The sequence below is a fragment of the Corynebacterium sp. HMSC064H12 genome (assembly GCF_001809925.1).
In the GTDB taxonomy this organism is placed as follows: domain Bacteria; phylum Actinomycetota; class Actinomycetes; order Mycobacteriales; family Mycobacteriaceae; genus Corynebacterium; species Corynebacterium jeikeium_D.
In genome coordinates this window covers 38909-57352 of the sequence record NZ_KV799336.1, presented here as the reverse complement: position 1 = coordinate 57352, position 18444 = coordinate 38909, and the positions used below count along the sequence as shown (strand labels likewise).

Below are 18444 nucleotides of genomic sequence, written 5' to 3'. Positions count from 1 at the left end.
TCGGGCAGGGTGAATTCGGCAAGCCGGCAGGCAATTGACGCAGAGCGATGGCCTCGGGTTGCGCGTATTCCAGAGGGGCGTTTTCTAGCGAAACGTGCCGAAATGATGGAACGCTCTTTTGAGCGACTCTGCCAGGATAACGGCATTGAACTGGTTGAATCCGGTGAGTTTGTCGGGGAGTCTTTCATTACTCGGTCGACGGGTGACGCCGATTTGGCTATCGACGGAGTCGGTGGTGCCAGCTCTAGCGGCGGCAGTGAATCTCCCACTAGTTCTGAATCGTTTCGTCCAGTCGTTTTCAGCGTCATTGATCCTGTTTTCTATTCTCGACTAGCTGATTCAGAATGGCTCGGATTGGGGGAGGCCTATCTCGCGGGCGAATGGTCCAGTGATGATTTGCCAGAGCTTCTCAGCCGACTGCTCAGCGCCGAGCTTGATATTGCTTCGTTGGGGCCGCTGGCACGTGGTCTGATGAAAGTCGCGCGTTCACGTCCGCGTCTCGATGGGCCAGATATGGCGGGAGAGTTGCCGACCTCATTGCTCGAGCTCTATTCCGGCGAATTGCTGATGGGCGGTTCCGGCCTGTTCGCCTCCGGAGTGCGAACCTCGTCGCGGGAACAGATTCAAAACTATGCCCGTGGTGCTGGCAAGGGTGGGGTTCCCTCGCACTGGTCAGTTGACGTGACTTATGTCGATGCCCCGAAATCCGTCGCGCGTGCCGATTTTCTGCATGCCCAGGTGCGCAATATTGAGCACATCCTCGATCTTGCTCGAGTCCGGGCCGGAGACCGTGTCGCCGAATGGCCGTCGGCAGGCGGAGAAATTTCCCTTCGGGCTGCAGAAAGAGGAGCGGGCGCGGAGGTTATTACCGTCTCTGATGACCACACCGAAACGGTGCTGGAACGGGTGGAAAAAGCCGGATTGCGCGGCGCGGTCGATGTGATCCAGATGGATCGCAACATTCCGTCGCCACGCGAATTCGAGTCCGACTTCGAGGCGGTTATCAACGTCGGGCGTCTGGAGACCTTCGGTCGTGCAGGTGCGCTGCGCTGGCTGAAGAGCGCCGAGCGTCTGCTTGTCGACCGCGGCACCATCGTAGTCCAAATGGTGGTAGCGACGGACAAATTCGATGCGCTCGCCGAGCGCAGCTTGGACCTCGTACGCGCTTACGTGTGGCCGCAGCTGCAGCTTTTCACCATGGAAGAGCTGCGCAAGATGGTGGACCGGGAAACCGGCCTGCGTATCGCGGCGGAAGAGTACATTCCGGCGCACTTCGCGACGACCTTGCAGCTCCAGCGAGATTTCTTTGCGGCGCATGCGCGCGAAGCCGCTGGTATCGGCTACGACAGAGTGTTCCGGAGGATGTGGAATTACTATCTGTCGCTGTTTGAAGCGCTCGTGCGCGCAGAGAAAGTCACGCTCGTACAGGTCGAGCTCGTGCATGCGCCACGCAGGCCTCACTAGCAGTGGGCGGCTCCGGGCGCGTTGGAAATTCGCCAGATAAATAATGCCTGTAAAAATAAATCACGTTTTTAGGCAAAACCACCTCAAAGGTGATGTTTAGGGTCTAAAAACGAAACTATGAACGCTCAGAGCACCACACGTACTGCAGACATTGTTGTCGTCGGCGCCGGACTTGCCGGATTGGTCGCGACGTATGAGGCCACGCAGGCCGGCAAGAAGGTCATCCTTGTCGATCAGGAGAATGCCAACAACCTCGGCGGACAGGCTTTCTGGTCGCTGGGAGGAATCTTTCTCGTCGACTCGCCAGAGCAGCGCCGCCTGGGAGTCAAGGACAACCGCGAGCTCGCTGAAGCTGACTGGTTCAACTCCGCGCAGTTCGACCGCGAGGAAGACAACTGGGGACGCAAGTGGGCCAAGGCCTACCTGAACTTCGCGGCAGGGGAGAAGCGTGACTACCTCCGCAATCTCGGCGTGAAGTTCCTGCCTGTCGTCGGGTGGGCTGAGCGCGGTGAAGGGCGTGCCGACGGTCACGGCAACTCGGTACCCCGATTCCACCTCACCTGGGGCACAGGCCCCGAAATCGTCCGCGTATTCGCAGAGCCGGTCGCTGAAGCTGCGAAGAAGGGGCTGGTGGAATACTGCCATCGCCACCGCGTTGACGAGTTGATTGTCGAAGATGGCCGCGCCGTCGGCGTGCGTGGCAAGATTCTGGTTCCCTGTGAATCTTTAGAGCGAGGAGTGGCGTCGTCACGCGAGGAAACAGGGGAGGACTTTGAGATCCGCGGGTCGGCCGTGTGCATTGCGACGGGCGGTGTTGGCGGCAACCTGGAAGCCGTGCGTAAGTGCTGGCCGACCGAGCGCCTGGGCGAGATGCCGAAGGACATGGTCTGCGGTGTGCCAGAGCATGTTGACGGCCGTGGTATCGAGATTGCAGAGCAGGCCGGCGCAAACCTCGTCAACCGTGACCGCATGTGGCATTACACCGAGGGCATGAAGAACTGGAATCCCGTGTGGCCGAATCACGGTATCCGTATCATCCCGGGGCCGTCGGCCATGTGGTTTGACGCAGAAGGAAGCCGCCTGCCAGCGCCATATATTCCGGGCGCCGATACTGTCGGCACGATGAAGCACATTCTGGCCACCGGACACTCGTATTCCTGGTTTGTGCTGAATAAGAACATCGTGGGCAAGGAGTTTATTTTCTCTGGCTCAGAACAGAATCCGGATCTGACCGACAAGGAGATCAAGAAGCTGATTGGCAAGGTGACCTCTGGTGTTGCCGCACCTATTCAGGCGTTCATGGACAACGGCGAAGACTGGGTGGTTGCCGACAATCTGCCAAAGCTGGTCGAGGGGATGAACGAGATTGTGGAGGCGAGCTCGGGCGGGGAGTCCGGAGCCGCAGCGCCGAAGATTGACCTGGAGAAGCTCGAGGAGCAGATTCGTCAGCGCGATATGCAGACCGGTAATCCCTTCTCCAAGGACTACCAGGTCAATTACGTCAACGTGGCCCGGAACTTCCTCGGGGACAAGATCATCCGCTCCGTGCCGCCATCACCGATTTTGGATCCGAAGAACGGCCCACTGATTGCTATTCGTCTGCGCATGCTGACCCGCAAGACGCTCGGTGGCATCGAGACCACCCTCGACGGCCAGTGCTTGCACCCGGACGGAACACCTTTTGAGGGGCTCTACGCTGCAGGCGAGGCCTCTGGCTTCGGTGGCGGTGGCGTTCACGGCAACAACGCGCTGGAAGGTACATTCCTGGGCGGCTGTATTTTCAGTGGCCGCCAGGCAGGCCGCGCGATGGCGGAAGTGGTTAAGTAGCTCCCGCATACCGCACGGCTCGGTGGAAGAATCCGCGGCTACTCCAGCCCGATGGAGAATGCACTTTCCAGGTCGTGCTGAGAGTAGGTGCGGAAAGCCAGCTGAGTCTGAGTGCGAATAACACCGTCGACCTTGCTGATGAGATTTGGAATGATTTCCGCCAAATCATCGTGATTAGTTGCGCGCACCACGACGACCAAGTCCCAGTCACCAGTAACGGAGTAGACCTCAGTCACGCCGTCGATCTCGACGATGGTCTCGGCGGCCTCCGGAATCTTGTCAGCTTCGACATCGATGGACACAATTGCGGTAATCAAACTCATGGCTGCCTTTCCTCGGAGTATAAACGTGGGGCCCGCTGAATAGCGTGGCCCGGACCGCAAGGTACGAAAGATTGCTCAAGATACTGCGGCCCGGAATTTCATTTCTGTCACGATTCTACTGATTTCCAGGAAACAGCCTGGAGGATCCGGACGAAAGGCGGTAAAAAGGGCGCTATGACACAAACCGCATTTCAGTCCAACCCAGTCCAGCTTTCCGGAGACCTGCCCCAGGTGGGCAACAAGGCTCCGGAGTTTACCCTCACCGGTGGTGACCTCGCCGAGGTCACCAATGAGACCTTCGCTGGTAAGAAGGTCGTCTACAACATCTTCCCGTCGGTAGACACCGGTGTTTGTGCAGCTTCGGTGCGTCACTTCAACGAGGACGCTGCTGGGCTGGACAACACCGTCGTGGTTAATGTTTCGCGTGACCTGCCGTTCGCTCTCGGCCGCTTCTGCGCTGCAGAAGGCCTGGACAACGTTGAGGTTGCCTCGGACTTCCGCCACGGCTTCGGCGAAGCCTTCGGTGTTGTCCAGCAGGATGGCCCGCTCGCTGGCCTGCTTGCTCGTGCCGTAGTCGTCACTGACGAAGAGGGCAAGGTCATTTACAACCAGCTGGTCGATGAGATCACCACGGAGCCGGACTACGACTCCGCACTGGCTGCACTGAAGTAATTAGCTAACAAGCTTTCAGCAGCAAGTAACCAGCTGGAATCGACGGGGCTCGTCGGCGCACGCGCTAGGCTGTTGCCTGGCGGACTTCGCCGACGAGCTCTTCTAGTACGTCCTCCAGCGCAACGATTCCGCTGACAGAGTTCTCCGAAGTACTATTTTCCTCCGTCACCAAGGCAAAGTGAGCCTGCTCGCGCTGCATCAGCCGCATGACCGTCTGGAGCTTGGCATCCGGGCTGACGCTTGCGAAGGTGCGAATCAGATTCCGCGGGAAGGGTCGGTCGCGGTGACCGTCGTCAAGCGAGAGCAAATCCTTGACATGAAGGTAGCCGATGAAGCTGCCATCGGCATCGGTGATGGGGAAGCGGGAAAAGCGCGTGCGTGCGCTGAGCTCTTCGATGTCGGCGACGGTGGCGTCGGGGCCAATGGTAACGAGGGTGTCGAGTTGCATAGTGACATCCGCGGCGGTGAGATGCTCGAAGCCGAGAGCTTTGTGGAGGAGCGCGAGCTCGTCATTGTCGAGAAGGCCCTGACGCCCGGACTCGGCGACGAAATCCTGCACCTGACTAGCGGTGAAGGAGGAATCGACCTCGTCCTTCGGAGTGGCGCGAAGAATCTTGCGAACCACGATGTTCGCGGTCGTATTCATCGCCCAGATAACCGGATTGAGCACCCGCACAATCACATACAGCGGAATAGCCACGAACTTCGCCGTCGGGCTGGGGGCCGCAATAGCGATGTTCTTCGGCACCATTTCGCCGACAACCATGTGTAAGAAAGTGACAATCAGCAGCGCCAACGCCAGCGCAACCACGTGGGCGGTGCCCGCGGGGAGTCCCAGCGCTGTCATGTAGGGCTCGAAGAAGTGCGCAATCGCAGGCTCGCCGACGGCACCGATGAGCAGGGAACAGGCGGTAATGCCCAGCTGTGTTGCCGCCAGGGAGACCGACACGTTTTCGATACCGCGCAGCGCGTACTTTGCGCTGGTAGAGCCGCTGACGGCATCCGGTTCAATTTGATCGCGGCGAGCCGAGACCATCGCAAATTCAGCGGCGACAAACCAGGCATTGAGGGCCAACAGCAAAATAAGAGTAAGTAGTGGCATGTTCTAGCCCTCCTTTTCGCTGTTGTGCTCGACGTGGTTGTGACTGGTTCCGTCCTGGTGAGCGCCTTCATCCGTGCGCGTGACCTTGTTGCCGGCGCGGTCCACCTGGACACGAATACGGCCAACGCGGTGACGCGCCATGCGCTCGACTCGAAATGCAACTTCAGCGGTGGTAGGCAAGTTCTCCTCATCGAGGTTTTCGTGGTCGGTGGCTTCGACCGTAATCGTGTCGCCGAAGCGAGGCATGCGATCCAAGCGTTCGGTGATAAATCCACCAATAGTGTCGGATTCTTCGCCCTCCGGCAGGACCAGGTTTAGGATCTCTCCCAACTCATCAGGGCGCATGAGACCGGAAACAATCACCGTATTGGGGCTAATCCGGCTGTAGAGCAACGAACGATCGTCCTGTTCATCGTCAATTTCACCGACGATTTCCTCGACGAGATCCTCCAACGTCACAATGCCGTCCGTGCCGCCGTACTCATCGACAACCACCGCGAACTGGTATGCATCCTCACGCAGTTGACGCATCAGCGGATCAAGTGTGGTCGAGTCATTTACCACGAGTACATCTTTGGCCAGGCTCGCAGCCGACGTCGTCAAGCGTTGTGCGTGTGGCACGCTGAGCAGGTCGGTGTAATGCACCACGCCGCGAATGTCGTCGACGCTATTGCCAACGACGGGGAAGCGTGCATGTCCAGAATCTGCGACGACCGTCAGCATCTCTGCGACGCTCTGATCTTCGATAAAGATAATCTGCGTGCGTGGCGTCATCACATCAGCCGCAGTGCGCTCGCCGAACTCAATTGATCGCGCCACCAACTCGGCGGTCTGCGGGTTAATCTTTCCTTCATCGCTAGAGCGCGTGACGACGGCACGGAGTTCCTCCGCGGTTCTGGCACTGGCAACCTCTTCCTCAGGGGAGAAGCCGAGCCGTTTTAGTACCCAATTAGCCGCGCTGTTGAGCAGCCAGACCAGCCAGCCGAATGCAAACATGAAGGCATTTTGCGGCCTGACCACGAGATTTGCGACTTTGATGGGCTCGGCGATGGCCCAGTTTTTGGGAACGAGTTCACCAAAGACCATTTGAGTGAAGGTTGCGATAATGAAAGCGCCCGTAGTGCTGATTGCAGTGACGGTGGCGGGAGAGACGCTAGTGCCACCAAAAGCGGCTTCGAGGAGCACGCCGAGGGAAGGACCGGTAAGAAAACCAGCGACGAGGCTGGTGACCGTAATTCCCAGCTGTGCGCCGGAGAGGTTAGTAGAGGTGCGTGATAGAGCACGGTCTACTAAATATGCGGACTTTGAGCCGGAGTCTGCGGCCTTCTTGACGTCATTCCTATTAACCGTGAGGTAGGAAAACTCGACAGCAACGAAAACTGCGTTGGCGAAAACGAGAAAAAGAAAAGCTGCGAATACAATGAGCGCGGATACAATCACGCGGCATCACCTGGAGTGTTTGCTGCGTTCGCTGAGGATGTTGCGGTTGCTACGGTTATTGCGCTTACTGCGGCTACAGAGAGCCCGTTTACCTTGGTTCGAGGCTCAGGGTCGTCGGACGAGTCAGCTCTATCTGACGTGTCTGACGTATCGGGTCTGTCGGAGCTACTGGATGTGTCTGAGAGGTCAGGCATGCGAGAAATTTTACTAAAAATTCCTGAATAGCCGTGTAGCGAAAAATAGTTGTTTGCTGAGTGGGCATGGCGGTGCGGGTTGGCGGGACAATCTGACTGACTGGCTGGCTGGATGACTGGCTAGATCTGGCGGTAGCTGCGGTATCGGCGCTAATGGGGAGGACGGACCCCTAAAGCCAAAATGTCATAATGTATATTATCGGACAAATATTGACAGTGGCCAGCCCTGGGGGGTTCTGAATTTCTAGGGCTGCCACGTTTTCCGCCGCCGCGTTCTACCTTGGCGCTTGATCCATGCTGTCGGGCTTATTGTTCATTGGTCTTGGTGTCTGCTGCAAGCTCATCCGCGTTGCGGACGGCAATCTCTTCCCGCAGTCGCTTGTTCTGCCACAGCGTCATGCCAATCAGGAATATGCCAACAGCCACGAGCCACCACACGCCCTTGTAGGCCACGAATGCAATGAAGATAATCAGTAGCACCATTCGCACCTTTCGTGCGAGCAACATTGCTTCGTAGGTGTTCATATTGTTGCGGCTCCCAACTGGCCTATCAAAATTGTTTTTTGGCGGGACTTCTGTGGTGTGTGACTAAATGTCTTTATTACGTCACAGTGACGAAACGGGGCATATTTTCCCTGGCTAGAAGCCTCTTTTAGATTCGTTCTCGTGCGATCAATCTTTAGATGGCCGTTCCTGCTAGCCGAAACCTACGTGTCCTGCTTCTCCGCGACAATGCGTAGATTGAGTTCGCCGTTCTCCTCGATGGATGCAGCTACAAACTGTGGCAGGCGCACGTTGTAATCCAGGCGGTTGATTGGCAAGGTGCCCGACAGCAAAACCAGGTTTTCGGTGCGAGCGACCTTCATTGGCACGGTGACATCATTGGTGACACCGCGAATGGTCAGGCGTCCCGGAATCTCGATATTTGCCCATTGGCCGTTATCTGGAATGCTTGAAATATCGAGCGGCTCTGCAAGCTCAAACTTAGCTTCTGGGTACTGCTCAACGCTGAAAATATTGTTGCGGACATTGATGTCACGACGTTCAATATCGCTAGTCAGAGTTGCCATGTCAACAACAACGGATGCGTCCTCAAGATTGTTGTTAGCAACCTTCAGCTCGCCAGTGACATCGTGGGTGGAACCGGACGTCGTCCGCCTACTGCCTGGCAGCACCTCGTTAAAAGTAAAGCCAACGGAGGTGTTCTGTGAGTTATCGCCACCGACAATCTTCCAGGTGCCATTCGCGTCAGTCGTTGCTGCAGGCAGCTCGTTAGCCTCGAAATCCCCAGTACGCACCCCTTCATGCGTGAAAACGCGATACAAAACTGGTCCCACAATAACAATTGCGAGCGCAACAACTGCAACGGCTATCAAAGTAATAATTGATTTACGGACACCAGAATTCATAGTGCTCATCCTATCCTTTTAATCCGCTATGGGATAAACCGTTCCACCTCACGCGTTTTCATAATCAATTCCTGCGTAATCTCCTGTAGGACGGAAGTCTCCATGTCGTCGTCAAGCGCGGTGCGCAAGTCTTCGGCGAGACAACGTACTTCGAAGAGCCCGTCCCCTATTCGCTTTACGACGTCATCGCCCGCCGACCTGCTCGTGGCATCGGTGGTCTTCAGCGTGAGATCCGAATTGATTCGTTCGGCAATCGGCCTGGAGGCGCCTTTTGCTACGCCGGTGCGTTTTTCATACGCGCGCTGCCGGCAGGCTTGGCTGCAGAATTTGCGCCGGCGACCGCGGATCGCGACCTCCATTTCGCGGCCACACCACTGGCAATTGGCGATAGTTGTGCTCGGCTTTTGATCTGACACAGAAGTCAATTATGGCATGAATGCTGACTAAGGCGTTATAATGTGTGGTCTAGTATTTCTACCAAAGGGGGCACGTTCCACATGGCAGATCGAGTTCTTCGTGGCAGTCGCATGGGCGCCGTTTCGTATGAGACCGATCGCGATCATGACCTCGCGCCGCGAATGATGGTCCGCTACCGCACTGAATCCGGTGAGATCTTCGAGGTCCCATTCGCGGATGACGCGGAAATTCCAGGTGAATGGCTGTGCAAGAATGGCCAGATTGGTGAGCTGGTTGAAGGCGAAGGCACTGAAGCTAAGCCGGTGAAGCCGCCGAGGACTCACTGGGACATGCTCCGTGAGCGCCGCTCCATTGAGGAGCTCGACGTGCTGCTGGATGAGCGCGTTGACTTGCTGCGCAAGCGTCGTCGTAACGCCGCTCGCCTGCTGAAGGCTCAGAAGGAAGCCGAAGAGGCAGAGAAGAACGCGTAAGGTTTGAGCTGGCTTGCGCTAGTGAGCTTTAGGGCGCTGCAGCTGTGAATTACATGCTGCAAAATGGGTCCGGATAAGGTTTTGCTCCTTATTCGGGCCCGTTTTTTGTTGGTGCCTGGCTGCGGCGGGCCGATCCGAGTTACTGACTGCGTTTATGACAAAAATGGCCTGAAAAATGGCTTGAAACTGTCATAAACTAAGACAGTTTCACATTTGCAGCCCCCATTCATACAGGCAGCCCGTATTCACATTTGCAGCCCGCAGTCATACAGGCAGCCCGTCTCCACACAGGTAGGCCGCAATCTTTGGGGCTGCCCTAGCCCTACTTGCGGAATCGCTGCTTAAACTCGTGACCAGCCAGGCGACCAATCTCCGACCCCAGGTTTTTTACCTGCTGCGAGCGGTGCTTGAATCCCCACTTGGTGACCTGCAGCAGAGACTGCTTCACAAAGCTGCCATCCATCTTGGACTCGCCGTACTCGCGCTCAGTAAAGGTGATCGGAACCTCCTCCACCAAGAAGCCCGCCTGTACAGCCTCAAAAGCGAGCTCGGTCTGGAACAGGTACGCAGCCTTGCCAATGTTCTCGAGGTCAAGGGTTTCGAGAACTTCCCGTCGATAAGCACGGTAGCCAGCGGTGATATCCGAGATGCCCGCGCCGAGCGCCAGCGAGATGTAGAGGTTGCCGCCGCGGGAGAGAACCTGACGGCTCATTGGCCAGTTGACGGTCTTGCCGCCCGGAATGTAGCGGGAACCGATGACGACATCGGCACCGTCCTCGAGCTTCTCCAGCAGCAGATGGAACTGCTCTGGTGCGTGGGAGCCGTCGGCATCCATCTCGCAGAGAACCTCGTAGTCGCGCTCGAGACCCCAAGCGAAGCCCGCGCGGTACGCACCCCAGAGACCGCCCTTGCCCTCGCGGTGCAGGACGTAGATGTGCTCTTCGCCGTTGTCCGACTTGTCAGCGGCAGCGATTTCATCGGCGAGCTCACCGGTGCCGTCTGGTGAAGAGTCATCGACAACCAAAATGTCGACGCGAGGCTCCGCTGCGCGCAGGCGTGCAATCACGCCCGGCAGGTTTTCCCGCTCGTTGAAAGTGGGAATGACAACCAGCGTCGACTCATTTAGGGCAGTCACTCGTGATTCTCCTTAGTGCATGTTCTGCTCAGTATCCCGGCCATCAACTTCATCTGCGCCTGCCCTGGCATCTCCGCCACGGCGACGCAGGACGGCACCAACCACACAAAGAATACCGAATGCGGTCAGTAGACCTTCAATCCACGTCCCGAAGCGGGCTGCAAAAGTCAGGTGGGCGTACTGAGGCAGAGTTTCAGTGAGTACCTTCTGCTCGAAGATTTTGCTCCGCTTTACGACGTCTCCGTGCGCATCCACAATCGCGCTCACACCGCTGGTTGCGGCGACGGCCGTGGAGCGTTGGAACTCCATGGCTCGCATGCGGCTCATGGCCAGCTGTTGGTAGGTCATGTCGGTGAAACCGAAGGTGGCGTTATTTGTGGGCGTGGCCAGCATGGTTGCGCCGTGTTTGACTGCGTTGCGGAAGGCACCATCGAAGACCACTTCGTAACAGGTGGCCACGCCTAGATTGACCTTCTTTAAACCATCGGTGCCTGGCGTTGTAACCACGGCATCGCCGTTGCCCGGAGTCATGTCTCCGGCGTGAGCGACCATGTCGGAAAAGTGACGTAGCAGTTCGCGGAATGGCATGGTCTCGCCGAAGGGCTGGAGATAGATTTTCTCGTGCTGGTCGCCGGGGCCGGTCTGCGGATCCCAGACCACCATGGTGTTTTGCACCCCATTGGTGTAGGTAAAGGTGCCGACCACGATGGGAGCGCCAATATTCATCGCGGCGTTTTCGATAATGCGTGCCGCTTCCCCATCCGTAAACGGGCTGACATCGGAGGAGTTTTCGGGCCAGATGACGATGTCCGGCTGCTCTTCCTTACCTTGGTGGACACGTCGGGCCAGCTCATTGGTGGCATCGGCGTGGTTTTGCAGGACTGCGCGGCGCTGGGCATTGAACTCTAAACCGAGGCGCGGAACATTGCCCTGGATAACCGCGACACGGGTGTTGTCAGCGGCCGTAGGCTCAGGCAGCGGTTGGGTCCACGCAGGAAGAACCCAGCCGACGAATAACGCTCCCACCAAAAGCGCAGCGGAGGTTGCATAGGAACGTAGCGTGAGCGCGACCAGTCCCGCACCAACGCAAGCAGCGAGGAAAGTGACCAATGCAGTGCTGCCGATTGCCACTGCTGGGGCCAGCGGGCCGTCGACCTGCCCCCAGGCAACGCGGAGCCAGGGGAAGCCTCCGAAAGGCCAGCGGGCTAGCAGCGCCTCCCCTGCCACGAGCGCAGCGGCCATGCCAGGGAGCTTCAGCGCGAGGGGGAAACTGGATTGGGCAATCAGCCACATCGCAAGCGCCGCCGGAATTGCGAGCAGTCCCAGCACAATTGAGAGCGCCACGTAGGGGCCAATGCCGACGAAGGAGCCGATCCACGGCAGTGAGAAAAGAGCCGTCGCTGTTGCCCAGCTGAAGCCCACCACTACGCTGGATTTCCAATCGGCTGCGCAGAAGAAGGCAAAAATGAGCAGGGCGAGGCCGATCCAGGCCGTCCACCACCAGCTCATGGGCGCATAGCTTAAGAACTGCAATCCACCAGCGAGGATTGCAATGAAGGCGAGAACGAGGCGCTGCTTTAGTGGGGTAAGCGCGCGAAAGCGCGCCTGCCAGCGATTCGGATTCTCCAGAATGTCTTTCGAAGCGTCTTTCTGAGCGACGTTCCCGTGCTCGCTGGAGCGCGCTTGGCGGTTAGTGTGCACTTGTATAAGAGAACTCTCTACGTTTGCGAGTTTTTGAGTTAGCGCTTGTCGCTGTCGTCCTGGTCATCATCCCAGGCGTTGTCCGGTGCCGGTGGGACGATTTTATCCTGTGGGAAGGCCTTGCCATCCGCACCCGGGAAACCACCAGAGAATCCAGGGAAACCCGAAAAACCGCCAGCACCAGCGCCAGTTCCTGGAGCACCCGGGTTCATGCCGTACTGAGAGACCACCATCATGCTGCGGTCACTGAAGTTGCGGAGTCCGTTGAGCAGCGCCACCGATCCGCTCTTACGAATCAGCCAGCGAGTCGGCGGTAGCACCATGAGGAAACCAACAACCGTGGAGACGACGCCCGGCAGGGCAATCAGCCAAGAGCCAACCAACAGGATTGCCGAGTCAGCCACAAAGTGTCCCGCGCCCTTTGCCGAGCGCTTGATTGCCTCCTCCGGATGCTTCTGTCCGTACTCAGTAAGAGTACGAGAAGTATCCAGCAGCAACTTCTGGTAGATGCGCTTGAACTCGATGGCGGCGAAAACCAATCCCAGAATGAATAGACCCAGAACCAGCAGGACGGTCCAGCCATAGCCAATCCATTCACCAAGTGCGATAAAGGCCGCAATCTCGGCGATGAGGTAAATAATTGTGAACCACTTGCTCATAGTTCCCCAGTGTAACCGCCACTAGATGAGCAAGTGGTTACGGCTATCGGCCGGTTAGACGACGACTAGCGGTCGCCTACCGGTCAGCGCGCTCCTCCAAGTCGCCCTCTGTATCCAGGTAGGTCTGGCGCAGCAGATCCATGCGTTCCTGGTCGGGGTTTTCCCACATACCGCGCTCGGCGGCCTCCATCAGGCGCTCGGAAATATCGTGCAGAGCCCACGGATTCGACTGTTCAAAGAACTCGCGGTTTTCCGGGTTCGCAACGTACTCGTCGGTAAGCGTTTCGTACATCCAGTCATCCATGACCTGCGCCGTCGCGTCGTAACCGAAGAGGTAGTCGACGGTTGCGGCCATTTCGAAGGCGCCCTTGTAGCCGTGGTTACGCATTGCCTGCATCCAGCGTGGGTTGACCACGCGGGCACGGAAGACGCGTCGCGTCTCCTCGTGCAGGGTGCGGGTGCGCACGGCGTCCGGGCGGGTGGAATCGCCCACATAGGCCTCCGGAGCGGAACCCGTCAGTGCGCGGACCGTGGCGATCATGCCGCCGTGGAACTGGAAGTAGTCATCGGAGTCGGCGATATCGTGCTCGCGGGTATCGGCATTCTTCGCGGCAACCTGAATACGGCGGTAGGCCGTCTTCATGTCGTCAGCTGCCTCTTCCCCATCGACACCGCGGCCATAGGCGTAGCCACCCCAGGTCGTGTAGACCTTTGCCAGGTCCGCGTCATCGCGCCAGGAACCGGAATCGATCAGCTGCAGCAGGCCAGCTCCATAGGTGCCCGGCTTGGAACCGAAGATGCGACGCGGGCGCTCCTGCTGGTCGGCCTTCGCATGGGCGCGCACGTAGTTGTCCTCATCGGATTCATCAAGCTTGACGACGAGCTGAAACGCATCATCCAAAAGGTCGATAACATGCGGAAACGCATCACGGAAGAAGCCGGAAATACGGACGGTCACGTCAATGCGCGGGCGGCCCAGCTCCTCCAGCGGAATCGGCTCAAGGCCGACAATACGGCGAGATGCGTCATCCCACACCGGATGCACACCAATCAACGCGAGCACCTCGGCGATGTCATCGCCCGAGGTACGCATGGCGGAAGTGCCCCACACCGACAGACCAACCGACTTGGGGTACTCACCGTGGTCGGCGCGGTAGCGCTCAATCAGGCCATCGGCGAGGTTAACACCGGTTTCCCAAGCCAGGCGCGACGGCACCGCCTTGGGGTCAACCGAGTAGAAGTTGCGGGCAGTCGGCAGCACGTTGACCAGGCCACGCAACGGTGAGCCGGAGGGGCCAGCCGGGACGAATTCGCCATCGAGAGCAGAAAGAATGCGTGGGATCTCCTCGCTGGTAGCAGCCAGGCGCGGGAGAATTTCGTCGCGGGTGAACTGCAGCAGCTCGACGACCTGGTCGAGGCCGTTTGGTGCCGCGATATCGGCAAATTCCTCGGAGCCGAGCACATCAGCCGCGATCTGTGTCACCGGTTGGTCGGGATTCTTCACCACGGCGGTTACCAGCGCCGTAGCCAGTGCATCGATAGAGTCCACAGCGTGGCGTTCATCGGTGCCGTCCTCGGCCAGGCCGAGAGCTTCGCGCAGGCCCGGCAGGGTCTGCTTGCCGCCCCACAGCTGGCGGGCGCGCAACATGGTGGTCACAGTGCCGATTAGAGATTCGTCTTCCGGTGCCTGGCTGAGCACGTGGAGGCCACCGCGGATGGCGACGTCCTTAATCTCGCAGAGCCAGCCGTCGACATGCATGAGCATGTCATCGAAGATCTCCTCGTCCGGGCGCTCGTCCCAGCCGAGGTCGCGGTCCATCTTCGCGGCGGTCAGCAGCGTCCAAATCTCCTGGCGGATGGCCGGCAGCTTGGCCGGATCCATGGCGGAGATGTTCTGGTGCTCGTCGAGAAGCTGTTCCAGACGGGTGATGTCACCGTAGGATTCGGCGCGGGCCATTGGCGGAATGAGGTGGTCGACAAGCGTGGCGTGAGCACGGCGCTTGGCCTGTGTGCCTTCGCCCGGGTCGTTGACCAGGAAGGGGTAGATCATTGGCAGCTCGCCGATGGCAGCATCCGGGCCGCAGGAAGCGGAAAGGCCGACGGTCTTGCCCGGCAGCCACTCCAGGTTGCCGTGCTTGCCCATGTGAACCACGGCATCGGCGCCGAAACCGCCCTCCGCCTGCGGCAGCGACAGGAAGCGGTAGCAGGCCAGGTAATGGTGCGTCGGCGGCAGATCCGGGTCGTGGTAGATACCCACCGGGTTGTCACCGAAACCGCGCGGTGGCTGCACCATGACCACGACATTGCCGAAGGTCAGGCCCGCAATGTAGATGTCCTGGGTATCCGGGTGGACGTACAGGGTGCCCGGCGCGGCACCCCACTTGTCCTGCATGTCGGAGCGAAGTTCTTCCGGCAAGGTAGCGAAGAACTTCTCGTAGGTGGCAGCGGGCAGGCGAAGCTCGGCTGCCTCCATAACCTCTTCGGTCAGCCAGTCCGGGTCCTGGCCGCCGGCCTCGATGATGGCGTGCATGAACGCATCTGGTTCATCGGCACCATCATCGGCGGTGGCATATCCGGGGATTTTGGTGGTGTCGCCGAGGTTGTATCCGGCGTCGGCAAGCGCGTGTAGCACCTTTAACGTGGATGCTGGTGTGTCCAGGCCGACGGCGTTGCCGATGCGGGCGTGCTTGGTCGGGTACGCAGAGAGCATGACGGCGACGCGCTTGTCAGCGTTGTCGATGTGGCGAAGTGCGGCGTAACGGGTGGCGATGCCGGCGAGGCGGTCGCAACGCTCGAGATCTGGAACGTAGGAAATGAGCTCGTCGGAGTCGATTTCCTTAAACGAGAACGCGACCGAGATGATGCGGCCGTCGAATTCGGGGACGGCGACCTGCGTTGCGACGTCCAGCGGTGACAGGCCCTCGTCGTTGTCTTCCCACGCCGCCTTGGAGGATGTCAGAGCCAACCCCTGGATGATGGGGATGTTCAGGTCTGCGAGTGCGGCGACATCCCAACCGTCGTCGTCCTGACCGGCCTGCGCGAGCGCCGGGCGGTTGCCGCCAGCGGCGAGCACCGTGGTGATAAGCGCGTCGCAGGAAGCCAACTCTGCCAGCAGTTCATCGCTGGCGGTGCGCAGGGACGCGGCGAAGATGGGCTTGGCGACGTAGCCACGAGCCTCGACTGCGTCAGCGAGCGCCTCAATGTAGTGCGTATTTCCCGCCAGGTGCTGGGCGCGGTAATAGATAATGCCGACGGTGCCACGCGAATCTTCCGTGGCCACCTTGGAGTCGCGCTCCAGGAAACCCCAGGCCGGCATGCGAGTGGGCTCTTCAAAGCCAAGACCGGTCAGAAGCAGCGTGTCCGACAGGAAATTGTGCAGCTGTGCGAGGTTTTTCGCGCCGCCTTCCGCCAGGTAGATGTGCGTTTGCGTGGTGACGTTTGCGGGAACCGTCGAGTACTCGGTGAGTTCGGCATCGGGCGCCTGCTCACCCGAGACGAGGACGGTGGGAATACCGGAGTTCACAAAGTAGTCGATGCCGGATTCCCATGCGCGGCGGCCACCGAGAAGTCGGATGATGACGACATCGGCGCCGTCGGCAAGCGTGGGCAAATCATCGTCGAGCAGACGCGCCGGGTTTGCCCAACGGTAGGACACCTCCGGGTTGGCCTGAGCGGCCGCGCGGGCGGACAGAAGGTCGGTATCCGAGGTCGACAGCAGCAGAATCACGGTGTAGTCATTCACTTCCTGGGGAGCAACGCGTCCCCGGTCGGCGGGAGTCTGCCTTCTAACCGATGACGAGGTCTGACTGTGACAGTGGCGCGACCGTGCGGATTTTCACCGAGCTTCTCGTCAGCGGCATGGCAGTGGATTTCTCCATCACTCTACTGCAGGGGCTATTGCTAGAGTTCCAGCGACTGCTCCGCCGGCTGATCTGGGAAGTGGGACCAGAGGAAGTCGGTGGCATTAGTCAGTTCCGCGAGCATCGGAACGATATGGTTAATGCCCGTCTTCGGTAGCACCGGTGAAGTCGTGTTTTCGACGTACTCCAGGTCGGTGAAGCCGAGATTCAGCCAGGAATCGCGCAGCTTGCGAACCTGGTTGATGGGGATGATGTCATCATGCTCACCCGAGTAGAGGTACACCGGCGCATTTGGGACGAAGTTGCCGACGCGCTGGCGTGCGAGTTCCTTCTGTACCGGCTCGTAGCGCTTAATCATCTCGCTGAGTGACTCACCGCTAGTCGTGTACTGGTCAGTGGTTTCAAACGAGTGATGGAAACCCAAGCCACCCGCGCAGTAGTTGCCCACGTTGTCCAGCAGTTCTTTGCCTTCGGGGCTGATTTCTTCCTTGAGGACTCGGCGCAGCTCCGGATCCTTATCCAGGACAGAATTGATTGCCAGTGCAATCGCGGCGGTCAGCGTAGTGCCATCAATCTGGTCGAGGACGTTTGCGAGATCGGACGGCGGGCCGCCGGCGGCAGATGCGGCGACGTTGAGCTCTGGAGCGTAGACACCTGCACGCTCAGCGGCTGCAGCGGCTGCGGAGCCACCCTGGGAGTAGCCATAAATTCCCACGGGCGCATTTTTGTCCACGCCGAGCTCGTGTGAGGCAGACACGGCATCAAACAGTGACTGTGCCGAGGCGATGTTGTCGACGTAGTCCTGGTTACCCTGGGAATTGCGGTGGTGGTCGATCATCACCACAGTCGCGCCTCGCTTCAAGTTCGCGACCATCGGAATCGTCTCGTATGGAGCAATAATGTCCAACGGGCCGAACTCAATCTTCAGGCCGGTCTGTGAGGAGATTGATGGGTCGCACTTTTCCGCGCCACCCTGCGTGCCCGGCGCGATTGCCACGACCGGACGCGGACCGCTGCCCTTCCACACCGTCTTCGGAGTCACCACAAGGGCTGTGTCCACACTGGGATTGCCGAGGGAATCCGTGGAGTTGTAGTGAATACGCTTGGCATCCACATTCCACAGCTTGTCGTTCACCATCATCTCGGCATCCTCGCTGCTGACCAGCGTGCCGGCATTTGCCGTGCGCGACGGGGTCAGCGGCAGAGAATTCAGCGGAGAGGCTGCGGCCACGCGAGCCTGTTCCGGGGTCAGCTGCCTGCCTGCGCCCTCGCTACCAGACTCCTCATCGTCTTTCTCGATGCCGAGTAGCCTCTCCATATTCGGGTTCGGTACATGGCCGAAACCAGGCAGTTCGCGGTTTGCGCTTGACGACGACACCTTATCCGCCAGCCCACTATCCGATAGGCCCGGGATGTTTAGTGGCTGTGCGTTTGCAGGTGTAGCCAGGCCGATGGTCATAAGACCTGCTAGCGCTACCCCGATTCCCGTTCGGATTGTGCGACGGTTTCGTCGTGAAGCAGAGCGTGTCTGTGTCGAGGCACGGCCGGTGCCGACGGTGTCGTGTGCCTCGTGCGTGAGTGCTTCAGCGTCGTGATGTGGCATGAAATCTCCTGAATAACCCCAGATTGAAAACCCAATGAAAACTTCCCTTAATTCAGAGGAAGTTAGGTTATGAAAACAATAAGGTTTTAAAAAGGTAGATCGGTGGATTTTCAGTGAAGAATTTGTATGTTTTTGCGGAGGGGTATGAAAACTCCACTTCAGGATGGT

15 protein-coding genes are annotated in these 18444 nt (G+C 58.8%); 4 read left to right on the top strand and 11 right to left on the bottom strand.

Annotated features, from left to right (window positions below; translation table 11 throughout):
• Positions 1-9 precede the first annotated feature (9 nt).
• Together HMPREF2681_RS04145 and HMPREF2681_RS04140 are read left to right on the top strand one after the other, a co-directional pair.
• On the top strand, positions 10-1464 hold the full coding sequence (locus tag HMPREF2681_RS04145) for a class I SAM-dependent methyltransferase (protein ID WP_049170499.1): 1455 nt from the start codon (positions 10-12) through the stop codon (positions 1462-1464).
• 117 nt (positions 1465-1581) lie between these two features.
• Complete coding sequence (locus tag HMPREF2681_RS04140) at positions 1582-3291, top strand: FAD-binding dehydrogenase (protein WP_070546159.1); 1710 nt, start codon at positions 1582-1584, stop codon at positions 3289-3291.
• Positions 3292-3329: 38 nt separating this feature from the next.
• On the opposite strand, the gene HMPREF2681_RS04135 is transcribed toward HMPREF2681_RS04140, so the two are convergent.
• Positions 3330-3614 (bottom strand): Lrp/AsnC family transcriptional regulator, encoded by a 285-nt coding sequence (locus HMPREF2681_RS04135; protein WP_005511316.1) that lies wholly within the window; start codon positions 3612-3614, stop codon positions 3330-3332.
• Positions 3615-3788: 174 nt separating this feature from the next.
• Here HMPREF2681_RS04135 and tpx point away from each other — a divergent pair, with 174 nt between their 5' ends.
• Positions 3789-4286: a thiol peroxidase gene (tpx, locus tag HMPREF2681_RS04130; RefSeq protein WP_049193539.1), complete on the top strand. Its 498-nt coding sequence runs from the start codon at positions 3789-3791 to the stop codon at positions 4284-4286.
• Positions 4287-4350: 64 nt separating this feature from the next.
• On the opposite strand, the gene HMPREF2681_RS04125 is transcribed toward tpx, so the two are convergent.
• From HMPREF2681_RS04125 to HMPREF2681_RS04105, 5 genes are all read right to left on the bottom strand, one after another.
• Positions 4351-5388 carry a hemolysin family protein gene (locus HMPREF2681_RS04125; RefSeq protein ID WP_070546157.1) on the bottom strand — a complete coding sequence of 346 codons (1038 nt, stop codon included), beginning with the start codon at positions 5386-5388 and terminating at the stop codon, positions 4351-4353.
• Between the two features lie 3 nt (positions 5389-5391).
• On the bottom strand, positions 5392-6828 hold the full coding sequence (locus HMPREF2681_RS04120; protein WP_070546155.1) for a hemolysin family protein: 1437 nt from the start codon (positions 6826-6828) through the stop codon (positions 5392-5394).
• A gap of 500 nt (positions 6829-7328) precedes the next feature.
• Positions 7329-7547, bottom strand: a complete 219-nt coding sequence (locus tag HMPREF2681_RS04115) for a hypothetical protein (protein WP_070546153.1) — start codon at positions 7545-7547, stop codon at positions 7329-7331.
• Positions 7548-7729: 182 nt separating this feature from the next.
• Positions 7730-8440: a YceI family protein gene (locus tag HMPREF2681_RS04110; protein WP_070546151.1), complete on the bottom strand. Its 711-nt coding sequence runs from the start codon at positions 8438-8440 to the stop codon at positions 7730-7732.
• A gap of 17 nt (positions 8441-8457) precedes the next feature.
• Positions 8458-8847 carry a hypothetical protein gene (locus HMPREF2681_RS04105; RefSeq protein WP_141746273.1) on the bottom strand — a complete coding sequence of 130 codons (390 nt, stop codon included), beginning with the start codon at positions 8845-8847 and terminating at the stop codon, positions 8458-8460.
• 81 nt (positions 8848-8928) lie between these two features.
• On the opposite strand from HMPREF2681_RS04105, the gene HMPREF2681_RS04100 reads away from it, so the two are divergent.
• Positions 8929-9318 carry an RNA polymerase-binding protein RbpA gene (locus HMPREF2681_RS04100; protein WP_005511311.1) on the top strand — a complete coding sequence of 130 codons (390 nt, stop codon included), beginning with the start codon at positions 8929-8931 and terminating at the stop codon, positions 9316-9318.
• Between the two features lie 322 nt (positions 9319-9640).
• Here the strand turns inward: HMPREF2681_RS04100 and HMPREF2681_RS04095 are convergent, their stop codons facing one another.
• From HMPREF2681_RS04095 to HMPREF2681_RS04075, 5 genes are all read right to left on the bottom strand, one after another.
• Positions 9641-10453 (bottom strand): polyprenol monophosphomannose synthase, encoded by an 813-nt coding sequence (locus HMPREF2681_RS04095; protein ID WP_016422816.1) that lies wholly within the window; start codon positions 10451-10453, stop codon positions 9641-9643.
• Positions 10454-10465: 12 nt separating this feature from the next.
• Positions 10466-12154 carry an apolipoprotein N-acyltransferase gene (gene lnt, locus HMPREF2681_RS04090; RefSeq protein ID WP_070546148.1) on the bottom strand — a complete coding sequence of 563 codons (1689 nt, stop codon included), beginning with the start codon at positions 12152-12154 and terminating at the stop codon, positions 10466-10468.
• Between the two features lie 38 nt (positions 12155-12192).
• Positions 12193-12813 carry an FxsA family protein gene (locus tag HMPREF2681_RS04085; RefSeq protein ID WP_048734054.1) on the bottom strand — a complete coding sequence of 207 codons (621 nt, stop codon included), beginning with the start codon at positions 12811-12813 and terminating at the stop codon, positions 12193-12195.
• A 76-nt stretch (positions 12814-12889) separates the two neighbouring features.
• Positions 12890-16540, bottom strand: a complete 3651-nt coding sequence (gene cobN / locus HMPREF2681_RS04080; protein WP_070546146.1) for a cobaltochelatase subunit CobN — start codon at positions 16538-16540, stop codon at positions 12890-12892.
• Positions 16541-16713: 173 nt separating this feature from the next.
• Positions 16714-18276: a lipase family protein gene (locus HMPREF2681_RS04075; RefSeq protein WP_070546144.1), complete on the bottom strand. Its 1563-nt coding sequence runs from the start codon at positions 18274-18276 to the stop codon at positions 16714-16716.
• Positions 18277-18444 lie beyond the last annotated feature (168 nt).